This window comes from Amycolatopsis sp. NPDC057786 (assembly GCF_042797905.1).
Classification (GTDB): domain Bacteria; phylum Actinomycetota; class Actinomycetes; order Mycobacteriales; family Pseudonocardiaceae; genus Amycolatopsis.
The window spans coordinates 21,216-44,176 of sequence record NZ_JBHVKW010000072.1; the positions used below are offsets into that span (position 1 = coordinate 21,216).

Sequence of the window (22,961 nt, forward strand, 5' to 3'; positions counted from 1 at the left end):
TTCTCCAGTGCGACGTTCAGAGTTCGGGGTGGTGGCGGCGCAGCAGCCGCCGGAGGACGATCGCCCGCGCGCCGATCGCGAAGACGAGGGCGGCGAACCCGCCGACCGGTCCCATCGCCGGGACGAGCGCGGCGGCGGCCGCCGGGGTGGCGATCAGACCGGCGATCGACGCCGACGCGGTGAGCGTGAGGACCTTGCTGTTGGTGTTCTCGATCAGGAAGCCCGCGTAGAGCTGGACGGCGAACAACACCGTTTCGACCAGGACGAAGACGCCGAGGACCACGTACGCGCCGACGGTGTCTTCAGCGGTCAGCACCGCGCGGGCTGTCGGGATAGCGAGGGCAACGCCCACCAGGACGAGGAACGCGAGCGAGCCCCGTTCGACCAGCTTCAGCAGTTCGACCGCGCGGGCCCGCCCCGCCGCCGCACCGCTTCCGCGCAGCCGCGCCGAAATCGACGGCTGGTGCACCCGGAGCTGGTAGAACAGCAGCGAGCAGAACGCGCTGCTGGCCAGCAAGGCGACGTAGAACGGTCCACTGTCGACGGTCCGGCCCGCCAGCGCCAGCACCCCGAACACGGTCGACGTCGCGAGGACGTCCAGCACCTCGGTCATCCCGAGCAGCACGGTGGTCCTGCCGAACGCCGGCAGGATCCGGTGCCCCTCGATCCGTCGGACGCGCAGCCAATTCCTCGGCAGCAGTGCCGCGGAGAAGCCGAGGATGAGCAGAATTCCGCCGAGCAGCAGGCCGAGGTGCGTCAACGGCGGCCAGCGGACGAACCAGGTGCCCACGGTCACGGCGCCGACCACCAGCGCCCCCGCGGTGAACGCCAGAGCGTCCAAAGTGGACCGGCCGGTGAAGCGGTGGAGGCCGGAGACCGTCATCAGGAGGCCGCCGGAGATCGACCAGCCCGCGGCCGTCAGGTACAGCGCGGCGTCCGAGTCCGGCGCGACGATCAACGTCACCGCCATCGCCGCCAGGACCACCAGCACCGGGACGACGGCGACACGGACGGCCAGCGCCGCGACCGCGTCCCGCGTCATCCGCAACCGGGGCAGGCATTTCAACGCCGACTTCTCCGCCGCGGACGGCACGAAGTTGAGCCAGGTCATCAGTCCGAGCGCGGTGGCGAAGCGGCCGTAGTCGTGCGCGCCCCACGCGGTGATCAGCACCAGGCCCATCGCCTGGATCGCCAGCCGGAAGACGCCACGCCCGGCGAGCAGCCGGAGCACCATCGACGGCTTCGGCGCCGCGATCGACGCGGTACCGGCACCGGTGAGCGAGGTTCCGGTCAAGGGAGCGGTACCGCCATCCCCTGTTCGTCGAGCAGGAACTTCAGCGTGCCGCGCAACTCGTCCTCCGCCGCGAGCACTTCGGGCACGGTCGGCGCGGAAAGCACGGCGTACCCCATCTTGTAGCCCGCCTGCTCGTACGGTTTGACGTAGGAGTCCTGCTCCGCGAACAGTTCCAGGTTGTGCACCGCGGGCATGGCGCGGACCTCTTCGACGCCTTCGACGCGCACGATCCGGCCGCCGCGGTCGGAGGCGAGGATGTGGATGAGCGTCGGCCGCGGGGCGCGCGGCGAGAGCACGACCTCACCGCCGGTCGCGGCGGCGATCCCCGCGGCGATCAGGTCGACGCCGGTGCTGTGCTCGATCGCCTCGGCCAGGCCGTTCCCGCCCATCCGGGCGCCCATCTCGATCAGGTAGAACTTCCCGTCCCTGCCCAGTACCGCGTCGAGCGTGAGCGGCCCGGTGCGGTAGCCGAGTTCGGCGCACAACGCGGCGAGCATCACCGGCAGCGCGCGGTCGACCACCGGCGGCAGGCCGGCGGGCAGCAGATGGGACGCCGTCACGAAGAACGGCGGCGGGGTCAGCGTGCGGCGGGTGACCGCGTGGAACACGATCCGGCCGTCGACCACGAGCGCTTCGATCGTGTAGTGCGAGCCGTCGAGGTGTTCCTCGACGACCAGCTTGCCGGACGGTGAGAACGCGAGCGAGTCGGAGAAAGCGGCGGTCAGGCCGCCGGGGCTCGCACACGAGACGACACCGCGGCTGCCGGAGGAGTCGACCGGTTTCACCAGCGTGGGGAACCGCAGCTGCTGCGCGGCGAGCGCGAGATCCGGGCCAGGCTTCCCGCCGACGCTGCGGTAGGTCGGCAGGCGCAGCCGGTCACAGAGTTCGCGGAAGACGGACTTGTCGACCGAAGCGGCGACGGCGGCCTCGGGCAGCGGGTCCGGCAGGCCCCAGTGCCGGGTGAGCCAGGCGAGCGCGGGCAGCCCGACGTCGCTGGCCGGGCAGAGCACCCCGGCGATGTCGTCCCGTCCGTCGAGTGCCGCCGCGATCTGCTCCGGCGCGCGGACGCTGACCTGGACGAACTCGTCGGCCAATGCCACGGCGGGCGCGCTCGCGCGGACGTCCACGCAGATCGTGCGGAAACCGAGTTCCCGCGCCCGGTGGTACGTGCTGACCGAACCGTCGGCGCCGCCCAGGATCACCAGGCTCCGCGCGGCCGCCGTGTCTTCGGTTTTCTTCACTCCCGCTTGCCTTTCCCCAGGATGGACCTCGGCCATGGCCGAGGTGTAGAGCCGGTCGTCCTCGTCGACCGGGAAGTTGGCCTCCCTGATGTAGAACTGTCGTGGCCGCGGCTGTCCGGCGCCGACCACGACCAGGTAGCGGACGGTCAGCGCGAGCACGGTGAGCAGCACGGAGAACAGGACGAACGTCAGCGCGGACGCGGCGGTCAAGCCGAGAAGCCCGGCGGCGGCCGCGATCCCGGCGAGTACCGAGATCCCGGCGGTCAGCATCGCCGTGCACGAAGCCACCGTCGTCAGCCGCCGGGTGAAGCCGACGAACAACTCGATCGCGTGCGAGGAAAGGAAGCTGAAGCCCACTTTGGACTCGCCGCGTTCACGGGCCCGATGCGCCACCTGGACGGTGGTGTAGCGGCTGGTCAGCCTGGGCACGGTGGCGAGGAAGTACGGGGTGCCAAGCCGGAGATCGACGATCTTGCGCGCGAGTTCCGTGCGCACCAGGCGGAACGCCGTCGCGCCGGGCGGGATCTCGATGCGCAGCACGCGCCGGCCGAGGAAATGGAAGGCGGCGGTTCCCCAGCGTCTTAGTAAGGGATCTTGCCTATTGGTGCGGACACCGAAAACGGCGTCGTGGCCGTCCTCGGCCGCGTTGATCAATTTCCCCGCTTCGGAGGCTGGGAACTGCTGGTCGGCGTCGATGTGCAGAAGCCACGGTTTTCCCGCGTACCGATAACCGGCGGAAAAGGCCGCCTCGAAGCCGAAGTTCCTGGTGAAGGACACGTACCGCACCCGGGGGTCGGTGTGCGCGAGCGCCCGGATGACGTCCAGTGTCCCGTCGGTGCTCCCATCGTCCACATAGAGCAGTTCGAGTGGGAGATTTCCCAACTCGCCGACGATCTCCCGGTAGGAGGGCTCGACGTTGTCGACTTCGTTGAAGCACGGGACGACTACGGTGAGTCCACTCCGCGTGGGTCCGGGTATCGACCAGCTCATCTGGCGAATCCCCGCGGTGAGTGCGCTATCGTGTTCGTGGCGTCACTCGTCGTGATTTCACGGTTCATGAGTCCCCTTGCCCCAGTGCCGTCAGGTCGTGCCGGCTCGAAAGTTCCCGTGTTATAGGCAGACTGGCTTTGTTCCCGCTAGCGGAATCCGCAAGTTCGTCCTTTCAGCTCAGTCGAAAAGATGGGAAGTCGGTCGAAAACCGGATGAACCTGGCGCGGGGTATTCCCAAACCGGCATCGATGACGCAAGCTTGCGCGCCATGTGGACAGTGGGGGTGAGTGCTGCCTGGCGTGCCGCCTACCGGCGGTCCGTGCGGTCGGCCTTCGCGACGGTGCCGTTCTACCGGGAGCGCTGGGCACTCGACGGCAGAACGGATCCCGTGCTGGTGCCCGGTCGCACCGGGACGGACGGCGGCGCGGCGCCGCTGGCCGAGGCCGTGCACAAGATCGTCGACCTGGTACCGCTGGCCGGTGGCACGCAACGGATCGAGCCGAGCCGCGGGCTGGGTCCCGTGCTGCGCAAGGCACGTTCGGTGACCGGGGACGCACTCGTCGTCGTGCTCGGTGGGGACGAGGCGCGGGCGCCGGTGGACCTGCCGCGGGGAGTTCGTTGCTGTGTGGTGGATCCCGACGTGCCGGCGCCGAGCGTGCTGGCGGAACTGTCGGCCGAGCTCCGCCGCGGTCGCCGCGTGCTCGCGATCGGTGACGACAAGCAGCTCGCCGTGTTCGCGGCGGCGCTGCCCGAGGACCGTGCGTACCGGGTCGAATCCGTACCGCGACGAGAACTGGACACAATGGATTCCGGTCCGTACGGGGTGCTCCACGATCCGGCGCTGGGCTACCTGGGCGCGATCGAGGAATGCGGCCGGTGGCACCTCGACTGGCCTCGTGTCTACGCGCGCCCGACGACGGGTGGTCTCGCGTTCACGCTGCTGCGTCAGGAATCCCCGCGGTTCGTGGACGTGCTCCCGGCGGGCGGTGTCCGTGGTGAGGTCGCGCCGTGCCCGCGTCACGGGACACCGGTCGTGCTCACGTGATGGCGACGACGAAGGTGGCGGCACGGAGCACCGCGTTCGAGGTCGAGGTGCTCGATCCGAGAAGCGCGGCCGAACCCGAAGGCTGGAGCGGCTTCCTGCGGCGGGCTCGGTTGTGGCCGGTGTGGGAGTACGACGTCTTGCGCCGGGAAGCCTGGATGGCGAAGAACCCGGCGGTGCTCGCGGTGCTCCGCCGGAACAGGACGATCGTCGGCGCGTTCACCGTGATGGTGTGCCGGAGCTGGCGGGCGGGCGACTTCGCGCCCCTGTCCGTCCTGGGGGGACGGTTCCGCCCGCGCTGGGCGGAGGCCTACCTCTGGCAGCTCAGCGGGTATCCCGCCGGGGTGTTCGACGTGCGGCTGGACGAGAGCGAGCGGCGCGAACTGGTCCGCCGGTTCGAACGGGAACTGTGCGCCTACCTCGGCCCGGGGCTGTTGGGCTTGATCTATCGCGCCATGAACCCGGAACTCCTCCCGGCGCTGGACGGCCGCGGCCGGATGTCCCGCGAGATCGACCCGGCCGCCGTGCTGACCAACGAATACTCCACTGTGGACGACTGGGAACGCGCGCTCGACGACGGGACCCGCAGGACATTGCGCGAACTACGTGAAGACGGGAACCTGCGCACCGAGGCGGCGTCGGCCCGCCGGGACCTGGACTGCCACGAACTCGCCGTGCTGCTCAACGCCCACCGGTCCAGGCAGGACGACCGCGCCTGGGCAGGGGGACAGCGGTCGCGGTTCGGCGGGCTGCACATGGACACCCGCAGCCCGATCGCACCGTCCTATCTGGACGCGCTCGTCCGCCGCCCGGACGTCGTCACCCATACCTACCGCGACGGATCCGGACGGCTGCTGGGCTTCGGCACGGTGTTCGACGCCGAGGACGGCTGCGCGCTGCACCAGTGGGCCGCGCTGCCGAGCGCGGGCGGCGGACGGAAAGGGCTCTATGTCGACTTCTACGCCAGGGCGGTGGAGCACATGATCACGCTCCGGCGTCCCGAACTCACCGCCGGCCGCGCGATGCTCGAGAACAAGACCCCGCTCGGCTTCGGCACCAGGTCCCTCGTGTCGGTCGCCGTGCCGAGACCGGTGCTGGGCCGATGACCTGGGAAGTGCGGGTGCTCGACCCGCGAACCGATCCGGAGCCCGATGGCTGGGCGGGATTCCTCGTCGCGCAGCAGGCGCCGGTCCCGTGGGACTACGGATTGCTGCGCGTGGAGTCGCGCTTTTCCCGCAGTCCCAACGTGCTCACCGTGATCAGTGACGGAGGCGAGATCGTCGCCGCGGTACTGGCGATGCTGTGCGCCCCGGTCTCCCCGGACCGCCCTGGCGCCGTACGCGGCTTGGCGCGGCTCGGCCCGCGCTGGGCCGAGGTGCAGCACGCGTGGCTTTCCGGATACCCGCCGTGGCTGTTCGCGGACGGTGTCGACGCGGCCGACCGGCGGGAGATCATGCGCCGGTTCGAACGCGCCGTCTGCCGCTACACCGGCCCCGGTTGTCTTGGCGTCCTGTACCGGACCGTCGAGCCGGAGTCGCTCGACATGCTGACCGGACGGGGCAGGCCCGTGCGCGACACGATGCCGACGTCGGTCCTGGAGAACCGGTTCGTCGACGTCGACGGGTGGCTGGCGTCCCTGCGCCGGAGCAGGCGGCTGAGCCTGCGCGGCCAGTCGAAGAAGATCGCCGCCGACCCGGACGTGATCGTCCGCACCGAGGCCGCCCGCACCGACCTCGACGCCCTCGAACTGGCCACCATGCTGCGGGAGCACCGTGCGCGGATGGGACCGGTGAAGTTCGACCGGCGCGGTCCGGTCACCGCCGAATACCTCGGCGAACTCGTGCGCAGACCGGACGTGATCACCTCGACCTACCACGACGGTGAGGGCAGGCTGCTCGCGTTCACCAACGTGCTCGACCATCCGGTCGCGCCCCTGCACCAGCATTGGGCGGCGCTGGCCCCGGAAGAGGGACGGCCGAAACATCTCTACTTCGAGGCTGTCGTCCGGAATGTGCGCTACATGATCGAAGGCAACCGGAAATCCCTGTCGATGGGGCGGGGGCTGACCGACCTCAAGGCGACCCTCGGTTTCCAGCCGGTCCCGCTGCTCGGGGTCATCGTGCCGAGACCGGTGACGCGATGGTGATCGAAGTCCTGGACCCCCGGCGCGATCCGGAGCCCGCCTACTGGAGACCGTTGCGGGCCAAGGCCGGTCTGCGCGCGGACTGGAGCTGGGAGGTGCTCACCACCCAGGCGTGGGCGGCGCGCACCGAGCAGCCGGTCACGGTCCTGCTCGAAAACGGGGAACCGCGTGGTGTGGTCAGTTCCGCTTGGGTCACCGGGCTCACCCGGCGGCACCGGTTCGCCCGCCCGAGCGGACGCGGCCGGTTCGGCGGGCTCGACGTCCGTTCCCCCGGTTCCGGTGCGATGCCGGGCTGGTGGTTCGACGGCGCGGATGCGGACGGCGGCGTCGGCATGCTGCTGGACTCGTTCGTCCCGGCCATGCGCGCGGAACTCGGCTTCGGCCTGCGCGCGCTGCTGGTGCGCCAGGTCGGGGAGTCCGGTGTGGACAGTGTCCGTGGCGGGCTGAAGATGGTGCGGCGGACCGAGGACGTCGCGGTCCTCGACGTCTCGCCGTTCTCGAGCCGGGACGACTGGATGCACTCCCTGGCCAGGAAACGCAAACAGAACCTGCGCAAGATCTTCCGGACTTTCGATGCCGACCCGTCGATCGAGGTACGCGTGCGGCCGGGCGCCGTGGCCGATCCGGTCGAGATCGCGGAGCTGTTGCGGTACAACGAATCCAAACACCACGATGTGCCGATCGTGCCGCTCCCGGCGTTCGTGGGTTACGTGGGCGCCCTCCTGCGGCAGCCGGACGTGCACGTCATCGAGTACCGCGAGACGGCGACGGGCCGGGCGGTCGCCGTCGCGACCCTTCTCGACCACCCGACGCTGCCGATCGCACGGCACTGGGCGGCGCTGCCACCGGAACTCGGCGGGCGGCCCGATCTGTATTTCCACTTCTACGGCGAAACGGTGCGGTGGGCGGTGGAAACCGGGCGGCCGCGAGTGGTGTTCGGGAAGAAGATGTCGGACATGAAGGCTTCCCTGGGGGCGCAGCTGGTGCCGCAGTACGCGGCCGCGGTCGCGCTGCTCTGAGCGCGCCCGGGGCACTCACGAGGCGCTGGAGGCCAAGCCTCGCAAGAAGAGATCGATCGCGAACTCGAAGCGTTCCTGCGCGGTTTCCGCGGTGAAGTACTCACCCGAAGCCAGCAGGTTCGGAAAGGCGCCGGGCGGGAACGACGTCATGTACTCGACCATCCGCTTGCCGCGTTCCTCCTGTTCGGCCAGGTCGATGTCGCCGTGCTGCCAGCCCGCGCCTTCGTACGCGAAAGCCTTGGCGTAGAGCCATAACGCGTCGGCGGCGAACAGGGCCCGCTTGAGGTCGAGGCCGCCCGCGCGCAGCACCGCGAGCATCGCTTCGGCCTGTTGCAAGGCGTTCGCGCCGACCGGCACGGGGATGGCCCACGCGATCTTGGCGATCCCTGGAACCGACGTCAGCGCGCGCACGTTGTCGCGCAGCAGGTCTTTCGCCTGTTCGACCCATCGTTCCGGATCGGGCTCCGGGAACGGGCCGAAAGCGAGGACGTGGTCGACCATCAGCTCGTGGAGCTCTTCCTTGTTCGCGACGTGGGCGTAGAGCGACGCCGGGCCGGTCTCCAGCGCCTGGGCCACGCGCCGCATGCTCACCGCCTCCAGCCCCTCGGCGGCGAGGAGGTCCAGTGCCGTCTTCACCACGAGTTCCTGGGACAGGACGGGTTTCTCGGCGCGACGCCGGGGCCTGCTCACTTCGTTCGCCTCCTGATCCGGGGTTCGCCGGGAACTCTACTTGACGCGAACACCGTTCGCCTGTAGAACGGTGTTCGTCTAACGAACACTGTTCGTCCAACTGGAGGAAATCATGACCGGACGAGAGACCGAAGTCCTCGCCGTGCTGGGCAAGCTCGCCGACGCGTGGAACGACGGCGACGCGGCCGCGTACGCGTCGTTCTTCACCGAGGACGCCGACTACGTGACCTTTTTCGGGATGAACATGCCTGGCCGGGCGATGATCGAAAGCGCACATCGGTCCCTGTTCGAGGGGCCGCTCAAGGGGTCGAAGCTGGTGGTGGGCGGCGGCGAGCCCAAGGTCCGGTTCATCCTGCCGGACGTCGCGATCGTCGTGTCCGGTGGCGGGTCGTCGCTGTCTGACGGCAAGCCTGAACCGGGCCGCGAGTCGACGCTGACGTACGTGCTCGTGGAGGGCCCCGGCGGCTGGCGCGTCGCATCGTTCCAGAACACTCGGGTGAGCGATCCTTCGTGAAGCTCCTGGTCGAGGTGTCCGGCGTGGTCCCCGCGCCGGCAGCGGAAGTCTTCACTCGGCTTGCGGAGTCGCTGCGGGCCCAGCCGTACAACCCCGGCTTCGAGATGGACGCCGAGCGTCGATTCCTTGCCCAGCAGGGTGGCTGGTGGTATCGCGGTGAGTACACCGTCGAGGAGGCTCCGGCCGGTGCCCGGGTGATCCACCGGGTGTACAACGTCGCCACCTGGAGCCGATGGGCGGTTCCGTTGGCGAACCGGTTCTTCGTCGGATTCGCCGAACGGGTCGCGGAGGGCTTTGATCGGATGATGGGAGACCTCGCCCGACCAGGCGGCGGAAGGCGTACGCTCGGTTAGGTTCACCTAACCCTGGAAAGGAAGTGTGCATGGCCGAGTCGCGGAGGGCGGTGTCGGCGACCCGCCTGCGGGTGCTGCGCACCGAGCGGATCACCCCGCATATGGTCCGGATCGTCGCCGGGGGCGAAGAGATCGCCTCCTTCCAGCCCAACGAATTCACCGACGCCTACGTCAAGGTGCACTTCCGGGTGCCCGGCGTCACCTATCCCGAACCGTTCGACCTGGCCCGCGTCCGCGAAGAGCTGCCGCGCGAGCAGTGGCCGCGGATGCGCTCGTACACCGTCCGCGCCTTCGACGCGAACCTCGGTGAGCTGGTGCTCGACTTCGTCCACCACGGTGACGAAGGCGTCGCCGGGCCGTGGGCCGCCGCCGCGAAACCGGGCGATGAACTGCTCGTTTCCGGACCCGGTGGGGCGTACGCGCCGGGCGAGGAGGCCGACTGGCATCTGCTCGCCGGTGACGAGAGCGCCCTGCCGGCGATCGCCGCTTCGCTCGAGGCCATGCCGGCGGGTGTGCCCGTGCACGCGTTCATCCTCGTGGAGGACGCCGCCGAAGAGCAGTCGCTGACGACCAAGGGCGACGCGCGGATCACCTGGCTGCACCGGAGCCGGGGCGACGATCTCGCGGCCGCCGTCCGCGCGCTCGACTGGCGTGAAGGTGTCGTGCAGGCGTTCGTCCACGGCGAGGCCGGGTTCGTCCGGGACCTGCGGCGTCATCTGCTGGACGACCGGGGCATGCGGCGCGACCTGCTGTCGATCTCCGGATACTGGCGGATCGGGAAGACCGACGAGGCGTGGCGACTGGAGAAACAGGCCGAGCGGAACGCGTAGCCTCGGTCGCATGATCGAGCTGAAGGTGGACGTCGACCCGGCCGAAGTGGGTTTCGACGCGGAGCGGCTGCGCCGGATCGACAAGCACTTCGACGGGTATCTGGAGCAGAAGCGGCTCCCCGGGTACCTGGCCGTGGTGACCAGGAACGGGAAGGTCGCGCATCTCGCGTCGAACGGGCGGCGCGACATCGAGGCCGGGCTTCCGGTCGAGACCGACACGATCTGGCGCGTCTACTCGATGACGAAGCCGGTCACCTCGGTCGCGGCGATGATGCTCGTCGAGGCGGGGCTCATCGACCTCAAGGACCCGATCTCCCGCTGGCTGCCGGAGTTCTCGGAACCGCGGGTCTTCGCCGGGGGTTCGTCGGTGAAGCCGGCGACCGTACCCGCCGCCGGACCGATCCGCCTCTGGCATCTGCTCACCCACACCGCGGGGCTGACCTACGGGTTCCACCGCACGCATCCGGTCGACGCGCTCTACCGTGACGCGGGGTTCGACCTCGGCACCGCGCCCGGGCTCGATCTGGCGGGTGTTTCCGAAGCGATCGCGCGGCTGCCGCTGCTGTTCGAGCCGGGCTCGGAATGGAATTATTCGGTCGCGACGGACATCCTCGGCAGGCTGATCGAGGTCGTCTCCGGTCAGTCGCTCGACGCCTTCTTCGCCGAGCGGATCTTCACCCCGCTCGGTATGCACGAGACGGGGTTCCAGGCCGCCGACGGCGATCTCGACCGGCTGGCCGCGCTCTACGTGCCGCATCCCGCCACCAAGGAGCCGTTCCGTCACGACGAGCTGGGCAACGTCGGCCGCGTCGCGCCTTCGTGCTTCTCGGGCGGCGGAGGGCTGGTCTCCACGGCGGGTGACTTCCACCGTTTCGCCCAGATGCTGGTGCGCGGCGGCGAACTCGACGGCGTCCGGCTGCTCGGCCCGCGCACGGTGCGGCTCATGGCGACCAATCACCTGCCCGGCGGCGGGGATCTGGAGACCTGCGGACGGACCGGGTTCTCCGAGGCGCCGTACGACGGTTTCGGCTTCGGACTGGGCTTTTCCGTGCTCGACGACCCGGTGAAGGCCAAGACCCTCGCCAGTGCCGGGGAATTCGCGTGGGGCGGCGCGGCGAGCACCGCGTTCTGGGTCGATCCGGACGAGGACATCACGGTCCTGTTCTTCACCCAGTTGCTGCCGTCGTCGACCTATCCGATCCGCGTCGAATTGAGGAACCTGGTGTATCAGGCTTACCTCGCGTCGAACGGCGCGTGATCCGGGGCGCAGACGGTGCCGCGCGCCGGAAGGCGTCCGTAGGACAAGTAGGCGTCGAGAGCCGCGTCGACACAGGCGCTGCGGTTCGCGGCGCCGTGTCCCCAGGCGTCCAGCGTCAGGAGCCGGGCGTTGTGGAGGATGAGTTCGGCTCGCTTCGCCCCGGCGTACGGCGTTTCGGGGTCGCCCTTGCCGTTGGCCAGCAACAGGATCGGCGCGGTCGGCCGGTTCCAAGGTCCCGTGTACCGCGCCGGATCCGAGGCGGGCCAGAAGGCGCACGGCAGCGACAGATACGTGTCGTACGAACCGAAACCGCGGCTTTCCCGGTCGGCCGCGCGGGCCGCGCGAGGCCAGGCGGCCGGATCACGCGGGTTCGCGGTGTCCGCGCAGATCGTCCCGCCGCCGCCCAACGCGGAATCGAAAGGTGTCGGGATGGCCTTCGCCGCGACGGGTTTCGTCGCGGACTGAAGGAATTCCGCCAGCGCGGGGGAGCGGGCCTCGTCGGTCAGCGCGCTGTGCGTACGCCGGATGACCTCCTGATAGGTGATCGGCCCCGGCGCGGCTTCGAGCCGGTCGAGGAGCGCGTCGTACTTGGCCCGCAGATCGGTCCCGGGCTCGCGGAACGCGCACCGGGTGTCGGCCGCGCACGCGTCGAGGAACGCCTGGAGCGCACGGTCCGCGTCGCGGAAGCCGCCGAGCCTGGTGCTGAACGGAACGTTCGCGTCCTCCGGGCGGTGCCCGGTGGACCAGGCGATCGGATCGTTGACGGCGTCCAGTGCCAAGGCGCCGACGCGATGCGGGAACAGGTTGGCGTACACCTCGCCGAGATAGGTGCCGTAGGAAAGCCCGTAGTAGCGCAGGCGGGGCTCGCCGACGGCTTCGCGCAGCCTGTCGAGGTCCTTGGCGACGTTCGCGGTGGACAGGTGCCCCAGTAGCGGCCCCGCGTTGCGGCCGCACGAGGCGGCGACCTCGCGGACGTCGGCGAGATGCCGGGTCCCCTGCTCGGTGGTGATCGGGAAGTTCCCCAGAACCCGTTTGAGCGGCTCGGTTTCCGCGTCGCCGGTGAAGCAGCGGACCGGAGTGCTGGCGCCGACCCCGCGCGGGTCGAAGCCGACGATGTCGAACTGCCGGTGCAGGGACGGCGTCTGGAACTTGCTGAAGCGGCCGGGGTTCCCGGGGCCGCCGGGGTTGGTGAAGAGCGTGCCGCGTTTGTGCTTCTGGTCCGTCGCGGGGAGACGGCCGAGCGCGATGGTGATCCGAGGTCCGCCGGGGTCCTGATAGGACAACGGGACCTCGATCTCGGCACAGTCGTGACCCGGTGGCGATCCGGACGGGCAGGGACCCCAGGCGAGACCCTTCGGCGCGGCCGAGACCGCGGGCGTGATCGTGACGGCGGCGAGTGCGGTGAGGGTGAGCGCGGCAGCGATGCGGAATCTGGTCACCCGGCCAGCGTCTCGCCTCGCGGGCGCGCGATCCCTGGTGCTCGTACCCGGAAAAATGGTGGGGTACGCCCCTCCATGGTCAACATATAGCGCACCGGGGGGCTTGCGGCAAGACCCAGGTTGTGCCGCAGAATCCTCGGCCGTAGCGAGAACAGGCCGAACAGGAGTGAAGATTGACGGACGTCGACGTGATCATCGTGGGTGCCGGCCCGACCGGTCTGATGCTGGCCGCCGAGCTGCGGCTGGCCGGTGCGCGCCCGCTGGTCCTGGAACGGCGGCCGGAACAGGGGAAGACTCCGAAGGCCCACGGCCTCAGCGGGCAGATCCTGGACCTGCTGCACTATCGCGGCCTGCTGGAGCGGGTGCGGGGGCTCGTCACCGACCCCGTTCCGCCGCACCGCTTTCCGTTCGGTGGGGTGCACGTCGACCTCACCCGGTTCGAGGAGCCGCCGCTGAAGGCGCTTTCGGTACGTCAGCAGTCGTTGGAGCGGCTGCTGGAGGAGCACGCCATCGAACTCGGCGCGGAGGTGCGTCGCGGGCACGAGGTCGTCGGCCTGCGCCAGGACGACGAGTCGGTGACCGCCGAGGTGCGCGGCCCGGACGGAGCGTACGAGATCACCGCCCCGTACCTGGTGGGCTGCGACGGCGGACGCGGCCCAATCCGCTCGATGGCGGGGATCGGCTTCCCCGGCACCACCTATCCCGAGGTCAACCGGATCGGGCAGGTCAAGATCCCCGACGGGCTGACCGTCCACGAGAACGGCGACATCGAGACGCCGGAACTGGGCCGGATCGAGGCGGGCTTCACCCGGACCGACACCGGTGTGTTCGCGCTCGGTTCGCTGACGTCGGGGATTCTGTTCATCCAGACCACGGAGAACGACCCCGGCGAGGTCGACGACGACGTGCCGATGACGCTGGCCGAACTCGGGGACAGCATCCGCCGGGTGCTCGGCGGCGACGTCCCGCTGGGCGAGCCGGTCCGGCTCTCGCGCTACCAGTTCTCCGCCCGCCAGGCGGAGCGCTACCGCGAAGGCCGGATCCTGCTGGCTGGCGACGCGGCCCACCTGCTGCCCTCGACCGGCACGGCGATCAACGTCGGCATGTCCGATTCGGTCAACCTGGCGTGGAAGCTGGCCGCGGAGATCCAGGGCCGGGCACCGGAAGGGCTGCTGGACACCTATCACGCGGAACGCCACGCCGCCGGCGCGCGTGCGCTCCTGCAGTCCCGGGCGCAGGTCGCGTTGCGGCGCGGGCACGACGAAGCCGCCGAAGCTCTCCGCGCGGTCTTCCAGGAACTACTGGACGACGAGCAGGCCGCGCGGCGGCTGGCCTCGCACGTCGCCGGGACCGACACGCGCTACCCGATGCCGGGCTCCGGGCACGCGCTCGCCGGCACGTTCGTCCCGGATCTGGCGCTGGAGACCGACGAGGGCGCGGCCAGCGTCGCCGAGTTGCTGCGTCCGGCGCGGCCGGTCCTGCTGGATCTCGCCGGGCGACCGGAACTCCGCGAACTCGCACAGGGACGCGTGGACGTCCACACCGCGAAGGCCGAGGACCGGCCCGCCGACGTCCTCCTGATCCGCCCCGACGGCTACGTCGCCTGGGCAGGCGACGACGCCGACGGGTTGCGGGAGTCCCTCGCCGCCTGGTTCGGCGCCTGACCCCACGCATTTCGTCCTCTGAATGCGGTAAGGACGCATTCAGAGGACGAAATGCGGGTCGTCAGCGGTTGATGACCTCCGAGCCGTAGCGCTTGAGGGTCTCCTCGCGCTGGTCGTGCATCAGGTACAGCGAGAACTGGTCGACCCCGAGCGAAGCCAGCTCCTCCAGGCGTTCCACATGCGCCGAAGACGGCCCGAGCAGACAGAACCGGTCCACGATCTCGTCCGGGACGAAATCGGTCGAGGGGTTCCCCGCCCGCCCGTGGTGCGAGTAGTCGTAACCCTGCCGTTCGCGGATGTAGTCGGTCAGTTCGTGCGGCACCGGCCCGGAATCGCCGTACCGCGCCACGAGATCCGCGACGTGGTTGCCGACCATCCCGCCGAACCAGCGCAACTGTTCCCGCTGATGCGCCAGATCGTCGCCGACGTACGCCGGGGCCGCGAGACAGATCGTGATCCCCGCCGGATCCCGCCCGGCCGCGCGGGCGGCCTCACGGACGGAGCCGATGGTCCACCGGGCGATCGCGGGATCGGCGCATTGGAGGATGAAGCCGTCGGCGTGCTCGCCGACCGTCTTCAGCGCCTTCGGCCCGTATCCCGCCATCCACATTTCGAGTCGGCCGTTGCGGATCCACGGGATCTGCACCGGCTTGTCCCGCAACAGGACTTCGCGCCCTTCGGCGAGTTCCTTGACCACGTGCATGCAGTCGCGCACGGTGGCCAATGTGGACGGTGGCATGCCGACCACCCGGTGCGCCGAATCGCCACGGCCGATCCCGCAGACGGTCCGGTTGCCGTACATGTCGTTGAGCGTGGCGAAGGTCGACGCCATCACCGACCAGTCCCTGGTGGCCGGGCTGGTCACCATCGGGCCGACGATCATCGACGACGTCGCCGCGAGGATCTGCGAGTAGATGACGAACGGTTCCTGCCACAGCACGCACGAGTCGAACGTCCAGCCGTAGCGGAAACCCTGGTCCTCGGCGGCCTTCATCAGCCGCACGAGGTCGCGCGCGGGCGGGTCGGTCTGGAGCACAATTCCGAAGTCCACGGCCACCGCCTCAGTTCAGGTACTGGTTCAGGTCACGCGAGAGGAATTTCCCGTGCGTCGTGCTGCCCGAGAATCCGGACGGCGACACGACCACGCGACCGCGTGAGAGCACCGTCTCGACCTTGCCGGTGATCTCCATTCCTTCGTAGGCCGAGTAGTCCACGTTCATGTGGTGCGTCTCGACCGAGAGGGTCTGCTTCGCCGCCGGGTCATAGACGACGATGTCCGCGTCCGAACCCGCCGCGATGACACCCTTGCGCGGGTACAGCCCGAACATCCGCGCCGGGGTGGTCGAGCAGGTCTCGACCCAGCGGCCGAGGGTGAGCTCGCCCGCCACGACACCCTGGTGCAGCAGGTCCATCCGGTGCTCGACGCCGGGGATCCCGTTGGGGATCGCGCGGAAGTCGCCACGGCCGAGTTCCTTCTGGTCCTTGAAGCAGAAGGGACAGTGATCCGTGGACACCACCGAGAGGTCGTTGGTACGCAGTCCTCGCCACAGATCCGCCTGATGCGACTTCTCCCGCAGCGGGGGAGAGGCGACGTACTTGGAACCCTCGAAATCCGGCTTCGCCAAGTCCTCGATGGACAGATAGAGATACTGCGGACACGTCTCCGCGAAGACGTTCTGCCCGTTGTCACGCGCTTCCGCGACCGCGGCCAGCGCCTGCGACGCCGAGAGATGCACGATGTACAGCGGCGCCCCGGTCACCTTGGCCAGCTGGATCGCGCGCGAGGTCGCCTCGCCCTCCAGCTCCGGCGGCCGGGTGAGCCCGTGCTGCACCGGGTCGATCTTCCCGGCGGCGAACGCCTGCGCGGCCAGCTGGTCGATCGCGATGCCGTTCTCCGCGTGCATCATGATCGTCGCGCCGATCTCGCGCGCCTTCTGCATGGCTAGAAGGATCTCGCCGTCCGTGGAGTAGAAGACCCCGGGATACGCCATGAACATCTTGAAGCTGCCGACGCCACCGTCGACACAGGCCTGCATTTCCTTCAACGACGAATCGTTGACGTCGGAGACGATCATGTGGAAGCCGTAGTCGATGGCGCAGTTGCCGTCGGCCTTCTCATGCCATTTGTCCATGGTGGACAGAAGCGACGTGCCCTTGGCCTGGACGGCGAAGTCGATGATCGTGGTCGTGCCGCCCCACGCCGCGGCCGTCGTCCCGGTGCCGAAGGTATCGACGGAATGCGTCCCGCCGAACGGCATCTCCATATGGGTGTGCGCGTCGATCCCGCCGGGCAGCACGTACTTCCCGGTGGCGTCGATCACCGAATCGGCGGGCCCCAGCGTGCCGGGGGCGCCGACGGCCGAGATCGTCTCGCCGTCGACGAGGACGTCCGCCGCCGAAGCGCCCGCCGTGGACAGCACCTGTCCGCCGCTGATGAGGGTGGTCATCACGCCTCCGCGAGGGGTCCGTAGCTGTCGGGACGGCGGTCTCGGTAGAAGGCCCACAGGTCCCGGACCTCGGTCAGCTTGGCCATGTCGAGGTCGCGGACGACGATCTCCTCCTCGGTGTCGGAGGCGGCTTCGCCGACGAGCTGGCCGCGGGGATCCGCGAAATACGACTGACCGTAGAAGTCGTTGTCGCCCAAGGGTTCGACGCCGACGCGGTTGATCGTGCCGACGTAGTACTCGTTCGCGACAGCGGCGGCAGGCTGCTCCAGCCGCCACAGGTACTCCGAAAGACCCCGGCTTGTCGCCGACGGGTTGAACACGATCTTCGCGCCCGCCAGCCCCAGCGCGCGCCAGCCCTCCGGGAAGTGCCGCTCGTAACAGATGTAGACGCCGATACGGCCGACGGCGGTGTCGAACACCGGGTAACCCAGGTTCCCGGGCCGGAAGTAGAACTTCTCCCAGAACCCCTTCACCTGCGGGATGTGGTTCTTGCGGTGCTTGCCGAGATAGGTGCCGTCGGCGTCGATCACCGCGGCGGTGTTGTAGTACACGCCGGGCTGCTCGACCTCGTACATCGGGACGACGAGCACGACACCGTGGCGTTCGGCGACCTCCTGCATGAGCTTGGTCGTCGGCCCGTCGGGGATGCCTTCGGTGTAGGAGTAGTAGTCGGTGTCCTGCACCTGGCAGAAATACGGGCCGTAGAACAACTCCTGCAGGCAGACGACCTGCGCGCCCTGCGAAGCGGCCTTGCCGATGGCATCGACCGCGTTCGCGATCATGGACTCCTTGTCACCCGTCCACCGCTGCTGGATCAATCCGGCTCGGACCACGTCGCTCACTTGCATCCTCCTCTGTTTCGGTGGTGCGCTTGCGTTCGGGCAGGGACAGCAGCAGGTAGACGACGAAGGCGCCCGCCAGGCCGACGACCCAGTTGTAGTCGTAGAGCGGTTTCAGGAGCGGGATCAGCCCGTCGGCGGGGAACGGCCCGCCGTACGCGCCGCCGACCGCGAGCACGGCCCCGACCAGCGTCGCGACCAGCGCCCGCCAGTTCCAGCCGCCGTTGAACCAGTAGACGCCGCGTTCGGTGTAGAGATCCCGCAGGTTGAGGCGCGTGCGGTTGACCACCCAGTAGCCGGCGACGAGCACCCCGGCGACGGCGCCGAGCAGGCCGCCGTAGAAACCGAGCCAGGCGAAGATGTAGATGTTCGGATCGGAGTAGAGGCGCCACGGCTGGATGAGAATGCCGATGATGCCGGTGATCAGCCCGCCCACGGCGAAGGTGATCTTCTTCGGGAACGCGTTGGAGAAGTCGTAGGACGGGCTGACGACGTTCGCCGCCAGGTTCGCCGACACTGTCGCCAGCACCAGGGCGATCAGCGCGACCACCACGACGATCGGGGAGTCGAACCGGTCGGCCAGTTTCGCCGGGTCCCAGATCTGCTCGCCGTAGAGGACACTGCCGCCGGAGGTGGTCAGGATGGCCACGATCGCGATGAACGTCATCGTGGTCGGCAGGCCGAGGATCTGGCCGCGGACCTGTTTGCCCTGGCTGCCGCCGAACCGGGTGAAGTCCGGCATGTTCAGCGAAAGCGTCGACCAGAACGCGATCATCGCCATCAGCGCCGGGGCGAACACCTTCCAGAAGTCCGGCCCCCAGCCGAGTTTGCCGGGTTCGGCCAGGATCGGCCCGAGCCCGCCCGCCTTGATCAGCACGTAGCCCAGCAGGATCAGGAAACCGACCGAGACCAGCGGCGCCGTCCAGTTCTCGAACTTCCGGACCGCCTCCATCCCGCGCCAGATGATGAGCATCTGGATCACCCAGAACACCCCGAACGACAGCCACAGCGTCCAGTGCTGGCCGAGGACGACGGTGGAGTTCTTCCAGCCGGATCCGGCCAGCCGCCCGACGATGATGTAGATCGCCTCGCCGCCGACCCAGGTCTGGATGCCGAACCAGCCGCACGCGATGAACGCCCGCAGCAACGCCGCCAGGTTCGCTCCGCGCATCCCGAAGAAGGCGCGGGCGAACACCGGGAAGGGGATGCCGTACTTCGTCCCGGCGTGGCTGTTGAGCAGCATCGGGATCAGCACGATCAGGTTGCCGATCGTGATCGTGAGCAACGCCTGTACCCAGTTCATCCCGAGCGCGATCAGCGACGCCGCGAGCGCGTAGGACGGGATGTTGTGCGCCATGCCCATCCACAGCGCGAAGTAGGTGTAAGTGGTCCAGGTCCGCTTTTCGACCGGGACCGGGGCGAGTTCTTCGTTGTAGAAGCGGCTGTCCTTCAAGGACTCGACCTCGCCGAGTTCCACCCGGCCATCAGGATGCACGTACTGCGTACCGCGTGCCGTCGGCTCCATTGCGGAATCGTGCTCGCCCGCGCCGCGCGGGTGGGACTGGCAGACTGTTCACTGTTGATGGCGTCGGAGCGCAGACTGTCGATTGCGTTCGCGGGCTCCTGGTGCATGACCTGCGTCACACACACGGACGTAGTAATCCGGCAAACCGGCCGAAACATCTCCACAGGATCTCCACAGCTCACCCGGATGGTCTCCACGGCCGGTGCTTACAGTCATCCCCATGGAACTGGGAGGACGCCGGGTGCTGGTCGTCGAGGACGACGTGACCATCGCCGAGAGCATCGCCGCGCGGCTGCGGGCCGAGGGATTCACCGTGGACCTGGCGCACGACGGCCCGTCCGGCGTCGAGACCGACGCGGAGCGCGAGCCGGACCTGGTGGTCCTCGACGTGATGCTGCCGGGGTTCGACGGGCTCGAGGTCTGCCGCCGGATCCAGGCCCGCCGCCCGGTCCCGGTGCTGATGCTGACCGCCCGGTCTGACGAGACGGACATGCTGATCGGCCTCGGCGTCGGCGCGGACGACTACCTCACCAAACCGTTCTCCATGCGGGTGCTCTCGGCGCGGGTGCACGCGCTGCTGCGCCGGGTCGAACGATCGGCGAGGACCGACGTGAGCGACGCCGGCACGAAGATCGTCCTCGGCGACCTCGAAATCGACGTCGAGCAGCGGCGCGTCACGCGCGCGGGCAACCAGGCCCAGCTGACGCCGATCGAATTCGACCTCCTCGTCCACTTCGCGAAGCGCCCGAGGGCGGTGCAGCCGAGGGAACGCCTGCTCAGCGAGGTCTGGGACTGGGACGTCGCGGGCACCGGGTCGGGCACCCGCGCGGTCGACAGCCACATCAAGGCGCTGCGCCGCAAACTGGGCGCGGACCTCATCCGCACCGTGCACGGCGTCGGCTACGCCCTGGAGGTCGGATCGTGAAGCTGCGCCCGCTGCTCGGCCGCGTCGTCGACGCGCTCCCGAGACCGCTCGACCCGGTCCGCTCCATCAAGCTCAAGCTCGCGATCCTGCTGGTGTCCTCGGGCGGTATCGCGTTCGCCTTCTTCAACTGGCAGATCGGCTGGCTGCCGCCGCGGACCACGATCGCCGCGATGGTGCTCGCCGTGGTGACCTCGCAAATCCTGGCGCACGGGATGACCAGGCCGCTGCGCGAGATGACCGCCGCCGCCCGCGCGATGGCCAAGGGCGACTACACCCGGCGGGTCCGGGCGACCGCCCGCGACGAGGTCGGGGAGCTGTCGCACGCCTTCAATCAGATGGCCGCCGACCTGGACGCCTCGGATCAGCGCCGCCGCGAGCTGATCGCGAACGTCTCCCACGAACTCCGCACGCCGATCACCGCGCTGAACGGGGTGCTGGAGAACCTCGTCGACGGCGTCGCCGAACCCGATCCGGCGACGTTGAAGACCGCGCTGCAGCAGACCGAGCGGCTCGGCAGGCTCGTCTCGGAACTGCTCGATCTTTCGCGGATCGACGCGGGCGCGTTCCCGTTGCAGCTGGAGGAGTTCGATCTCGAACTGCTGCTGGAGGAGGTCGCCGCCGAGGCCGGGGTGACCGCCGCCGCGACCGGCCGTGGCGTGCGGTTCGCCGTCGACGTCCAGCCGCCCGGCGCGACGGCCGTCGCCGACCGCGGCAGGCTCTACCAGGTCGTGGTCAACCTGCTCGACAACGCCGTCCGGCACGGGCCGGCCGGGGGTGAGGTCCGGGTGCGGGCGGAAGCACGCGAGGCCGACGTCGTCATCGAGGTCGAGGACGAAGGCCCCGGGATCCCGCCGGGGGAGCGGGACAGCGTGTTCGAGCGGTTCACCCGCGGCGAGCGGGCGGGCGGCGGGGGCACCGGCCTCGGGCTCGCGATCGCGCGGTGGGTGGTCGACCTCCACGACGGCAGCATCGCCGTCGTCACGCCCGAGCACCGGCCGGGCTGTGTCATCCGCGTCGTGATCCCCGTTCCGTAGGTCCCTGCCGCGTGTTTCCGGCGGCTCCGTACACACTGCGATATGTGCTTTCGCAAACTGGAGGATTTGATGAGCGAAGACCAAGAAGACCGGCAGGCGCACGCGTCGCCGCCCTCGGTGACCGCCACCTTGCCGCCCGCGCCGCCGATCCCGGTGCTGATGCGGCCCCGCGTTCCGCCCAAATCGATGATCGTCCCGCTGCCCGGCTCCGTCCTGCCCGCGGCGGCCGCGGCCGGGTTGATCGCCGCCTTCGCCATGCCGGACGCGCCCGGAGCCGGCTGGTTCGTGGCCGGGCTCGCGTTCGCGGTGGCCGTCTACTTCGCCGACAAACGCGCCCGCGGTGACGCCGAACCGCATTTCCGGCTGGTCAACGCGGTATGGGCGGCGGCAGCGCTGGGCCTGCTCGCGGTCGGCATGGTCCGCGCGTCGGTGTGGCTGAACGTGTTGTGCGTGCTGGCCGCCCTGGTCGCCGGATCCCTCGCCGTGGTCGGGAAACGCACGGTGAACACGATCATCTACGACGTCTTCGCGGTCCCGATCGAAGCGCTGCTTTCGATCCCGTGGATCGGGCGCGGGCTCGTGAAGCTCGGCAAGAAACAGGAAGGCCGCGCGAGGCCGAGGTTTCTGGTGCCGGTGCTGGCCAGCGGCTTGCTGTTGCTGGTTTTCGTGCCGCTGCTGCGCGGCGCGGACGCCGCGTTCGCGAACGTCGTCGACGCGGTGATCCCCGAACTGAACCCGGGAACGTTCGTGCGCTGGGGATTCATCTTCGTCGTGGCCGCGTTCGCCGTGGCGGGGGCGTGTTACCTGCTGGCGGCGCCCCCGCTGCCGTCCGACGACGACGCGCCGCGCAAACGGCTCAAGCACCGGCTCGAATGGACGTTGCCGCTGGGGGTGCTGGTGGCGCTGTTCACGAGCTTCGTCGTGGTCCGCCTGGTCGTGTTGTTCGGCGGCACCGAATACGTCCTGGCCACGAGTGGGTTGACAGCGGCCGAGTACGCCAGGAGCGGGTTCTGGCAGCTCTCCGCCATCACCGTGCTGACCCTGCTGCTGGTCGCCGCCGCGTTGCGGTGGGCGCCGAAGTCGTCGGCGGCCGACCGTGTCTGGCAGCGCGGGCTGCTCGGCGCGTTGAGCGTGCTCAGCCTGGTGCTGGTCGCGTCCGCGTTGAGTCGCATGTGGACATACCAGCAGGCGTACGGGTTCACCGTGCTGCGGCTGCTGGTCGAGGTCTGCGAACTCTGGATCGGGCTGATCTTCGTGCTGGTGCTCGTGTCGCTGATCCCGCTGCGGTCGGCCTGGTTGCCGCGCGCGGCCATCGGAGCCGCCGTCGCGGCGCTGCTCGGACTGGCCGTCCTCGATCCGGAGCGGTTCATCGCCGACCGCAACATCGACCGGCTCGCGCACGGCAAGACGCTCGACACCCGTTACCTCTCAAGGTTTTCCGCCGACGTCGTGCCGTCGGTCGGCCGGCTTCCGGAGCCGCTGAGGTCCTGCGTGCTCAGGCCGGTCCTCAAAGGAATTTCGGAAGATGATTGGCGCGAATGGAACCTGAGCCGGTCCCTCGCGCGTCAGACCTCCGTTGCCGCGAAGGACGGGATCGGGTGCGGGTACCTGCCCCGTTCTTGAGTCGTGACACCACGGCCTCGATCGCCCTCGTGGGGGTGAGGGCGATCAAGGCCGCGGTGAACGACGCCGCCGGGCCACCGAGGGGGAGGCC

At 69.3% G+C, this 22,961-nt stretch carries 20 protein-coding genes and 1 pseudogene; 12 read left to right on the forward strand and 9 right to left on the reverse strand.

Annotated elements, in window-relative coordinates; genetic code table 11:
• Nucleotides 1-16: 16 nt before the first annotated feature.
• The 3 genes and pseudogenes from ACFVM3_RS29350 to ACFVM3_RS29360 form a co-directional block, all read right to left on the reverse strand.
• The gene (locus ACFVM3_RS29350) at nt 17-1,294 is read right to left on the reverse strand and encodes a hypothetical protein (protein ID WP_378443194.1); all 1,278 of its coding nucleotides are present in this window, start codon (nt 1,292-1,294) and stop codon (nt 17-19) included.
• A complete protein-coding gene (locus tag ACFVM3_RS29355; protein ID WP_378443210.1) occupies nt 1,291-2,571 on the reverse strand; it encodes an ATP-grasp domain-containing protein in 1,281 nt (426 codons plus the stop codon). Before ACFVM3_RS29355 ends, ACFVM3_RS29350 begins: the two co-directional genes overlap by 4 nt.
• Nucleotides 2,572-3,525, reverse strand: a pseudogene (locus ACFVM3_RS29360) (glycosyltransferase family 2 protein); the annotation flags it as partial. It abuts the gene before it with no gap.
• 319 nt (nt 3,526-3,844) lie between these two features.
• Here ACFVM3_RS29360 and ACFVM3_RS29365 point away from each other — a divergent pair.
• From ACFVM3_RS29365 to ACFVM3_RS29380, 4 genes are read left to right on the forward strand one after another with little or no spacing between them, the layout of a single operon-like run.
• The gene (locus ACFVM3_RS29365; RefSeq protein WP_378443211.1) at nt 3,845-4,570 is read left to right on the forward strand and encodes a hypothetical protein; all 726 of its coding nucleotides are present in this window, start codon (nt 3,845-3,847) and stop codon (nt 4,568-4,570) included.
• Nucleotides 4,570-5,673 (forward strand): hypothetical protein, encoded by a 1,104-nt coding sequence (locus tag ACFVM3_RS29370; protein WP_378443195.1) that lies wholly within the window; start codon nt 4,570-4,572, stop codon nt 5,671-5,673. Before ACFVM3_RS29365 ends, ACFVM3_RS29370 begins: the two co-directional genes overlap by 1 nt.
• Nucleotides 5,670-6,713: a GNAT family N-acetyltransferase gene (locus ACFVM3_RS29375; RefSeq protein ID WP_378443196.1), complete on the forward strand. Its 1,044-nt coding sequence runs from the start codon at nt 5,670-5,672 to the stop codon at nt 6,711-6,713. Before ACFVM3_RS29370 ends, ACFVM3_RS29375 begins: the two co-directional genes overlap by 4 nt.
• Complete coding sequence (locus tag ACFVM3_RS29380; RefSeq protein WP_378443197.1) at nt 6,707-7,729, forward strand: GNAT family N-acetyltransferase; 1,023 nt, start codon at nt 6,707-6,709, stop codon at nt 7,727-7,729. The genes ACFVM3_RS29375 and ACFVM3_RS29380 overlap by 7 nt, the downstream gene beginning before the upstream one ends.
• Before the next feature lie 15 nt (nt 7,730-7,744).
• Here the strand turns inward: ACFVM3_RS29380 and ACFVM3_RS29385 are convergent, their stop codons facing one another.
• A complete protein-coding gene (locus ACFVM3_RS29385) occupies nt 7,745-8,419 on the reverse strand; it encodes a TetR/AcrR family transcriptional regulator (RefSeq protein ID WP_378443198.1) in 675 nt (224 codons plus the stop codon).
• Nucleotides 8,420-8,531: 112 nt separating this feature from the next.
• On the opposite strand from ACFVM3_RS29385, the gene ACFVM3_RS29390 reads away from it, so the two are divergent.
• Genes ACFVM3_RS29390 through ACFVM3_RS29405 form a run of 4 tightly spaced genes read left to right on the forward strand, consistent with a single transcriptional unit; the run spans nt 8,532 to nt 11,374 of the window.
• A complete protein-coding gene (locus ACFVM3_RS29390) occupies nt 8,532-8,933 on the forward strand; it encodes an SgcJ/EcaC family oxidoreductase (RefSeq protein WP_378443199.1) in 402 nt (133 codons plus the stop codon).
• Entirely contained in the window at nt 8,930-9,286 is a 357-nt protein-coding gene (locus tag ACFVM3_RS29395) for a hypothetical protein (RefSeq protein WP_378443200.1), read from the forward strand. Before ACFVM3_RS29390 ends, ACFVM3_RS29395 begins: the two co-directional genes overlap by 4 nt.
• Nucleotides 9,287-9,315: 29 nt before the next feature.
• The gene (locus tag ACFVM3_RS29400) at nt 9,316-10,116 is read left to right on the forward strand and encodes a siderophore-interacting protein (protein WP_378443201.1); all 801 of its coding nucleotides are present in this window, start codon (nt 9,316-9,318) and stop codon (nt 10,114-10,116) included.
• A 10-nt stretch (nt 10,117-10,126) separates the two neighbouring features.
• Nucleotides 10,127-11,374, forward strand: a complete 1,248-nt coding sequence (locus ACFVM3_RS29405) for a serine hydrolase domain-containing protein (RefSeq protein WP_378443202.1) — start codon at nt 10,127-10,129, stop codon at nt 11,372-11,374.
• On the opposite strand, the gene ACFVM3_RS29410 is transcribed toward ACFVM3_RS29405, so the two are convergent.
• Nucleotides 11,350-12,813: an alpha/beta hydrolase gene (locus ACFVM3_RS29410; RefSeq protein ID WP_378443203.1), complete on the reverse strand. Its 1,464-nt coding sequence runs from the start codon at nt 12,811-12,813 to the stop codon at nt 11,350-11,352. The genes ACFVM3_RS29405 and ACFVM3_RS29410 overlap by 25 nt on opposite strands.
• A 173-nt stretch (nt 12,814-12,986) precedes the next feature.
• Between ACFVM3_RS29410 and ACFVM3_RS29415 the strand changes: the two genes are divergently transcribed.
• Nucleotides 12,987-14,477: an FAD-dependent monooxygenase gene (locus ACFVM3_RS29415; RefSeq protein ID WP_378443204.1), complete on the forward strand. Its 1,491-nt coding sequence runs from the start codon at nt 12,987-12,989 to the stop codon at nt 14,475-14,477.
• A 61-nt stretch (nt 14,478-14,538) separates the two neighbouring features.
• Here ACFVM3_RS29415 and ACFVM3_RS29420 read toward each other — a convergent pair whose 3' ends face one another.
• Genes ACFVM3_RS29420 through ACFVM3_RS29435 form a run of 4 tightly spaced genes read right to left on the reverse strand, consistent with a single transcriptional unit; the run spans nt 14,539 to nt 19,288 of the window.
• Nucleotides 14,539-15,528, reverse strand: coding sequence for a TIGR03842 family LLM class F420-dependent oxidoreductase (locus ACFVM3_RS29420; protein WP_063274641.1), 990 nt, complete (start codon nt 15,526-15,528; stop codon nt 14,539-14,541).
• Between the two features lie 10 nt (nt 15,529-15,538).
• The gene (gene hydA, locus ACFVM3_RS29425) at nt 15,539-16,924 is read right to left on the reverse strand and encodes a dihydropyrimidinase (protein ID WP_378443205.1); all 1,386 of its coding nucleotides are present in this window, start codon (nt 16,922-16,924) and stop codon (nt 15,539-15,541) included.
• The gene (locus ACFVM3_RS29430; protein ID WP_378443206.1) at nt 16,924-17,766 is read right to left on the reverse strand and encodes a nitrilase-related carbon-nitrogen hydrolase; all 843 of its coding nucleotides are present in this window, start codon (nt 17,764-17,766) and stop codon (nt 16,924-16,926) included. Before ACFVM3_RS29430 ends, hydA begins: the two co-directional genes overlap by 1 nt.
• Nucleotides 17,717-19,288 (reverse strand): NCS1 family nucleobase:cation symporter-1, encoded by a 1,572-nt coding sequence (locus tag ACFVM3_RS29435; RefSeq protein WP_378443207.1) that lies wholly within the window; start codon nt 19,286-19,288, stop codon nt 17,717-17,719. Before ACFVM3_RS29435 ends, ACFVM3_RS29430 begins: the two co-directional genes overlap by 50 nt.
• 241 nt (nt 19,289-19,529) lie before the next feature.
• Here ACFVM3_RS29435 and ACFVM3_RS29440 point away from each other — a divergent pair, with 241 nt between their 5' ends.
• The 3 genes from ACFVM3_RS29440 (at nt 19,530) to ACFVM3_RS29450 (ending at nt 22,870) form a co-directional block, all read left to right on the forward strand.
• A complete protein-coding gene (locus tag ACFVM3_RS29440; RefSeq protein ID WP_185926950.1) occupies nt 19,530-20,213 on the forward strand; it encodes a response regulator transcription factor in 684 nt (227 codons plus the stop codon).
• On the forward strand, nt 20,210-21,247 hold the full coding sequence (locus tag ACFVM3_RS29445) for an ATP-binding protein (protein ID WP_378443208.1): 1,038 nt from the start codon (nt 20,210-20,212) through the stop codon (nt 21,245-21,247). The genes ACFVM3_RS29440 and ACFVM3_RS29445 overlap by 4 nt, the downstream gene beginning before the upstream one ends.
• A gap of 69 nt (nt 21,248-21,316) precedes the next feature.
• On the forward strand, nt 21,317-22,870 hold the full coding sequence (locus tag ACFVM3_RS29450; RefSeq protein WP_378443209.1) for a DUF4153 domain-containing protein: 1,554 nt from the start codon (nt 21,317-21,319) through the stop codon (nt 22,868-22,870).
• The last annotated feature ends 91 nt before the right edge of the window (nt 22,871-22,961 follow it).

Bases quoted from the DNA above. Each gene is read 5' to 3' on its own strand.
- ACFVM3_RS29370 (WP_378443195.1), top strand. From the start codon at position 4,570: ATGGCGACGACGAAGGTGGCGGCACGGAGCACCGCGTTCGAGGTCGAG.
- ACFVM3_RS29405 (WP_378443202.1), top strand. From the start codon at position 10,127: ATGATCGAGCTGAAGGTGGACGTCGACCCGGCCGAAGTGGGTTTCGAC.
- ACFVM3_RS29375 (WP_378443196.1), top strand. From the start codon at position 5,670: ATGACCTGGGAAGTGCGGGTGCTCGACCCGCGAACCGATCCGGAGCCC.
- ACFVM3_RS29435 (WP_378443207.1), bottom strand. From the start codon at position 19,288: ATGGAGCCGACGGCACGCGGTACGCAGTACGTGCATCCTGATGGCCGG.
- hydA (WP_378443205.1), bottom strand. From the start codon at position 16,924: ATGACCACCCTCATCAGCGGCGGACAGGTGCTGTCCACGGCGGGCGCT.
- ACFVM3_RS29390 (WP_378443199.1), top strand. From the start codon at position 8,532: ATGACCGGACGAGAGACCGAAGTCCTCGCCGTGCTGGGCAAGCTCGCC.
- ACFVM3_RS29450 (WP_378443209.1), top strand. From the start codon at position 21,317: ATGAGCGAAGACCAAGAAGACCGGCAGGCGCACGCGTCGCCGCCCTCG.
- ACFVM3_RS29380 (WP_378443197.1), top strand. From the start codon at position 6,707: ATGGTGATCGAAGTCCTGGACCCCCGGCGCGATCCGGAGCCCGCCTAC.
- ACFVM3_RS29400 (WP_378443201.1), top strand. From the start codon at position 9,316: ATGGCCGAGTCGCGGAGGGCGGTGTCGGCGACCCGCCTGCGGGTGCTG.
- ACFVM3_RS29355 (WP_378443210.1), bottom strand. From the start codon at position 2,571: ATGGCCGAGGTCCATCCTGGGGAAAGGCAAGCGGGAGTGAAGAAAACC.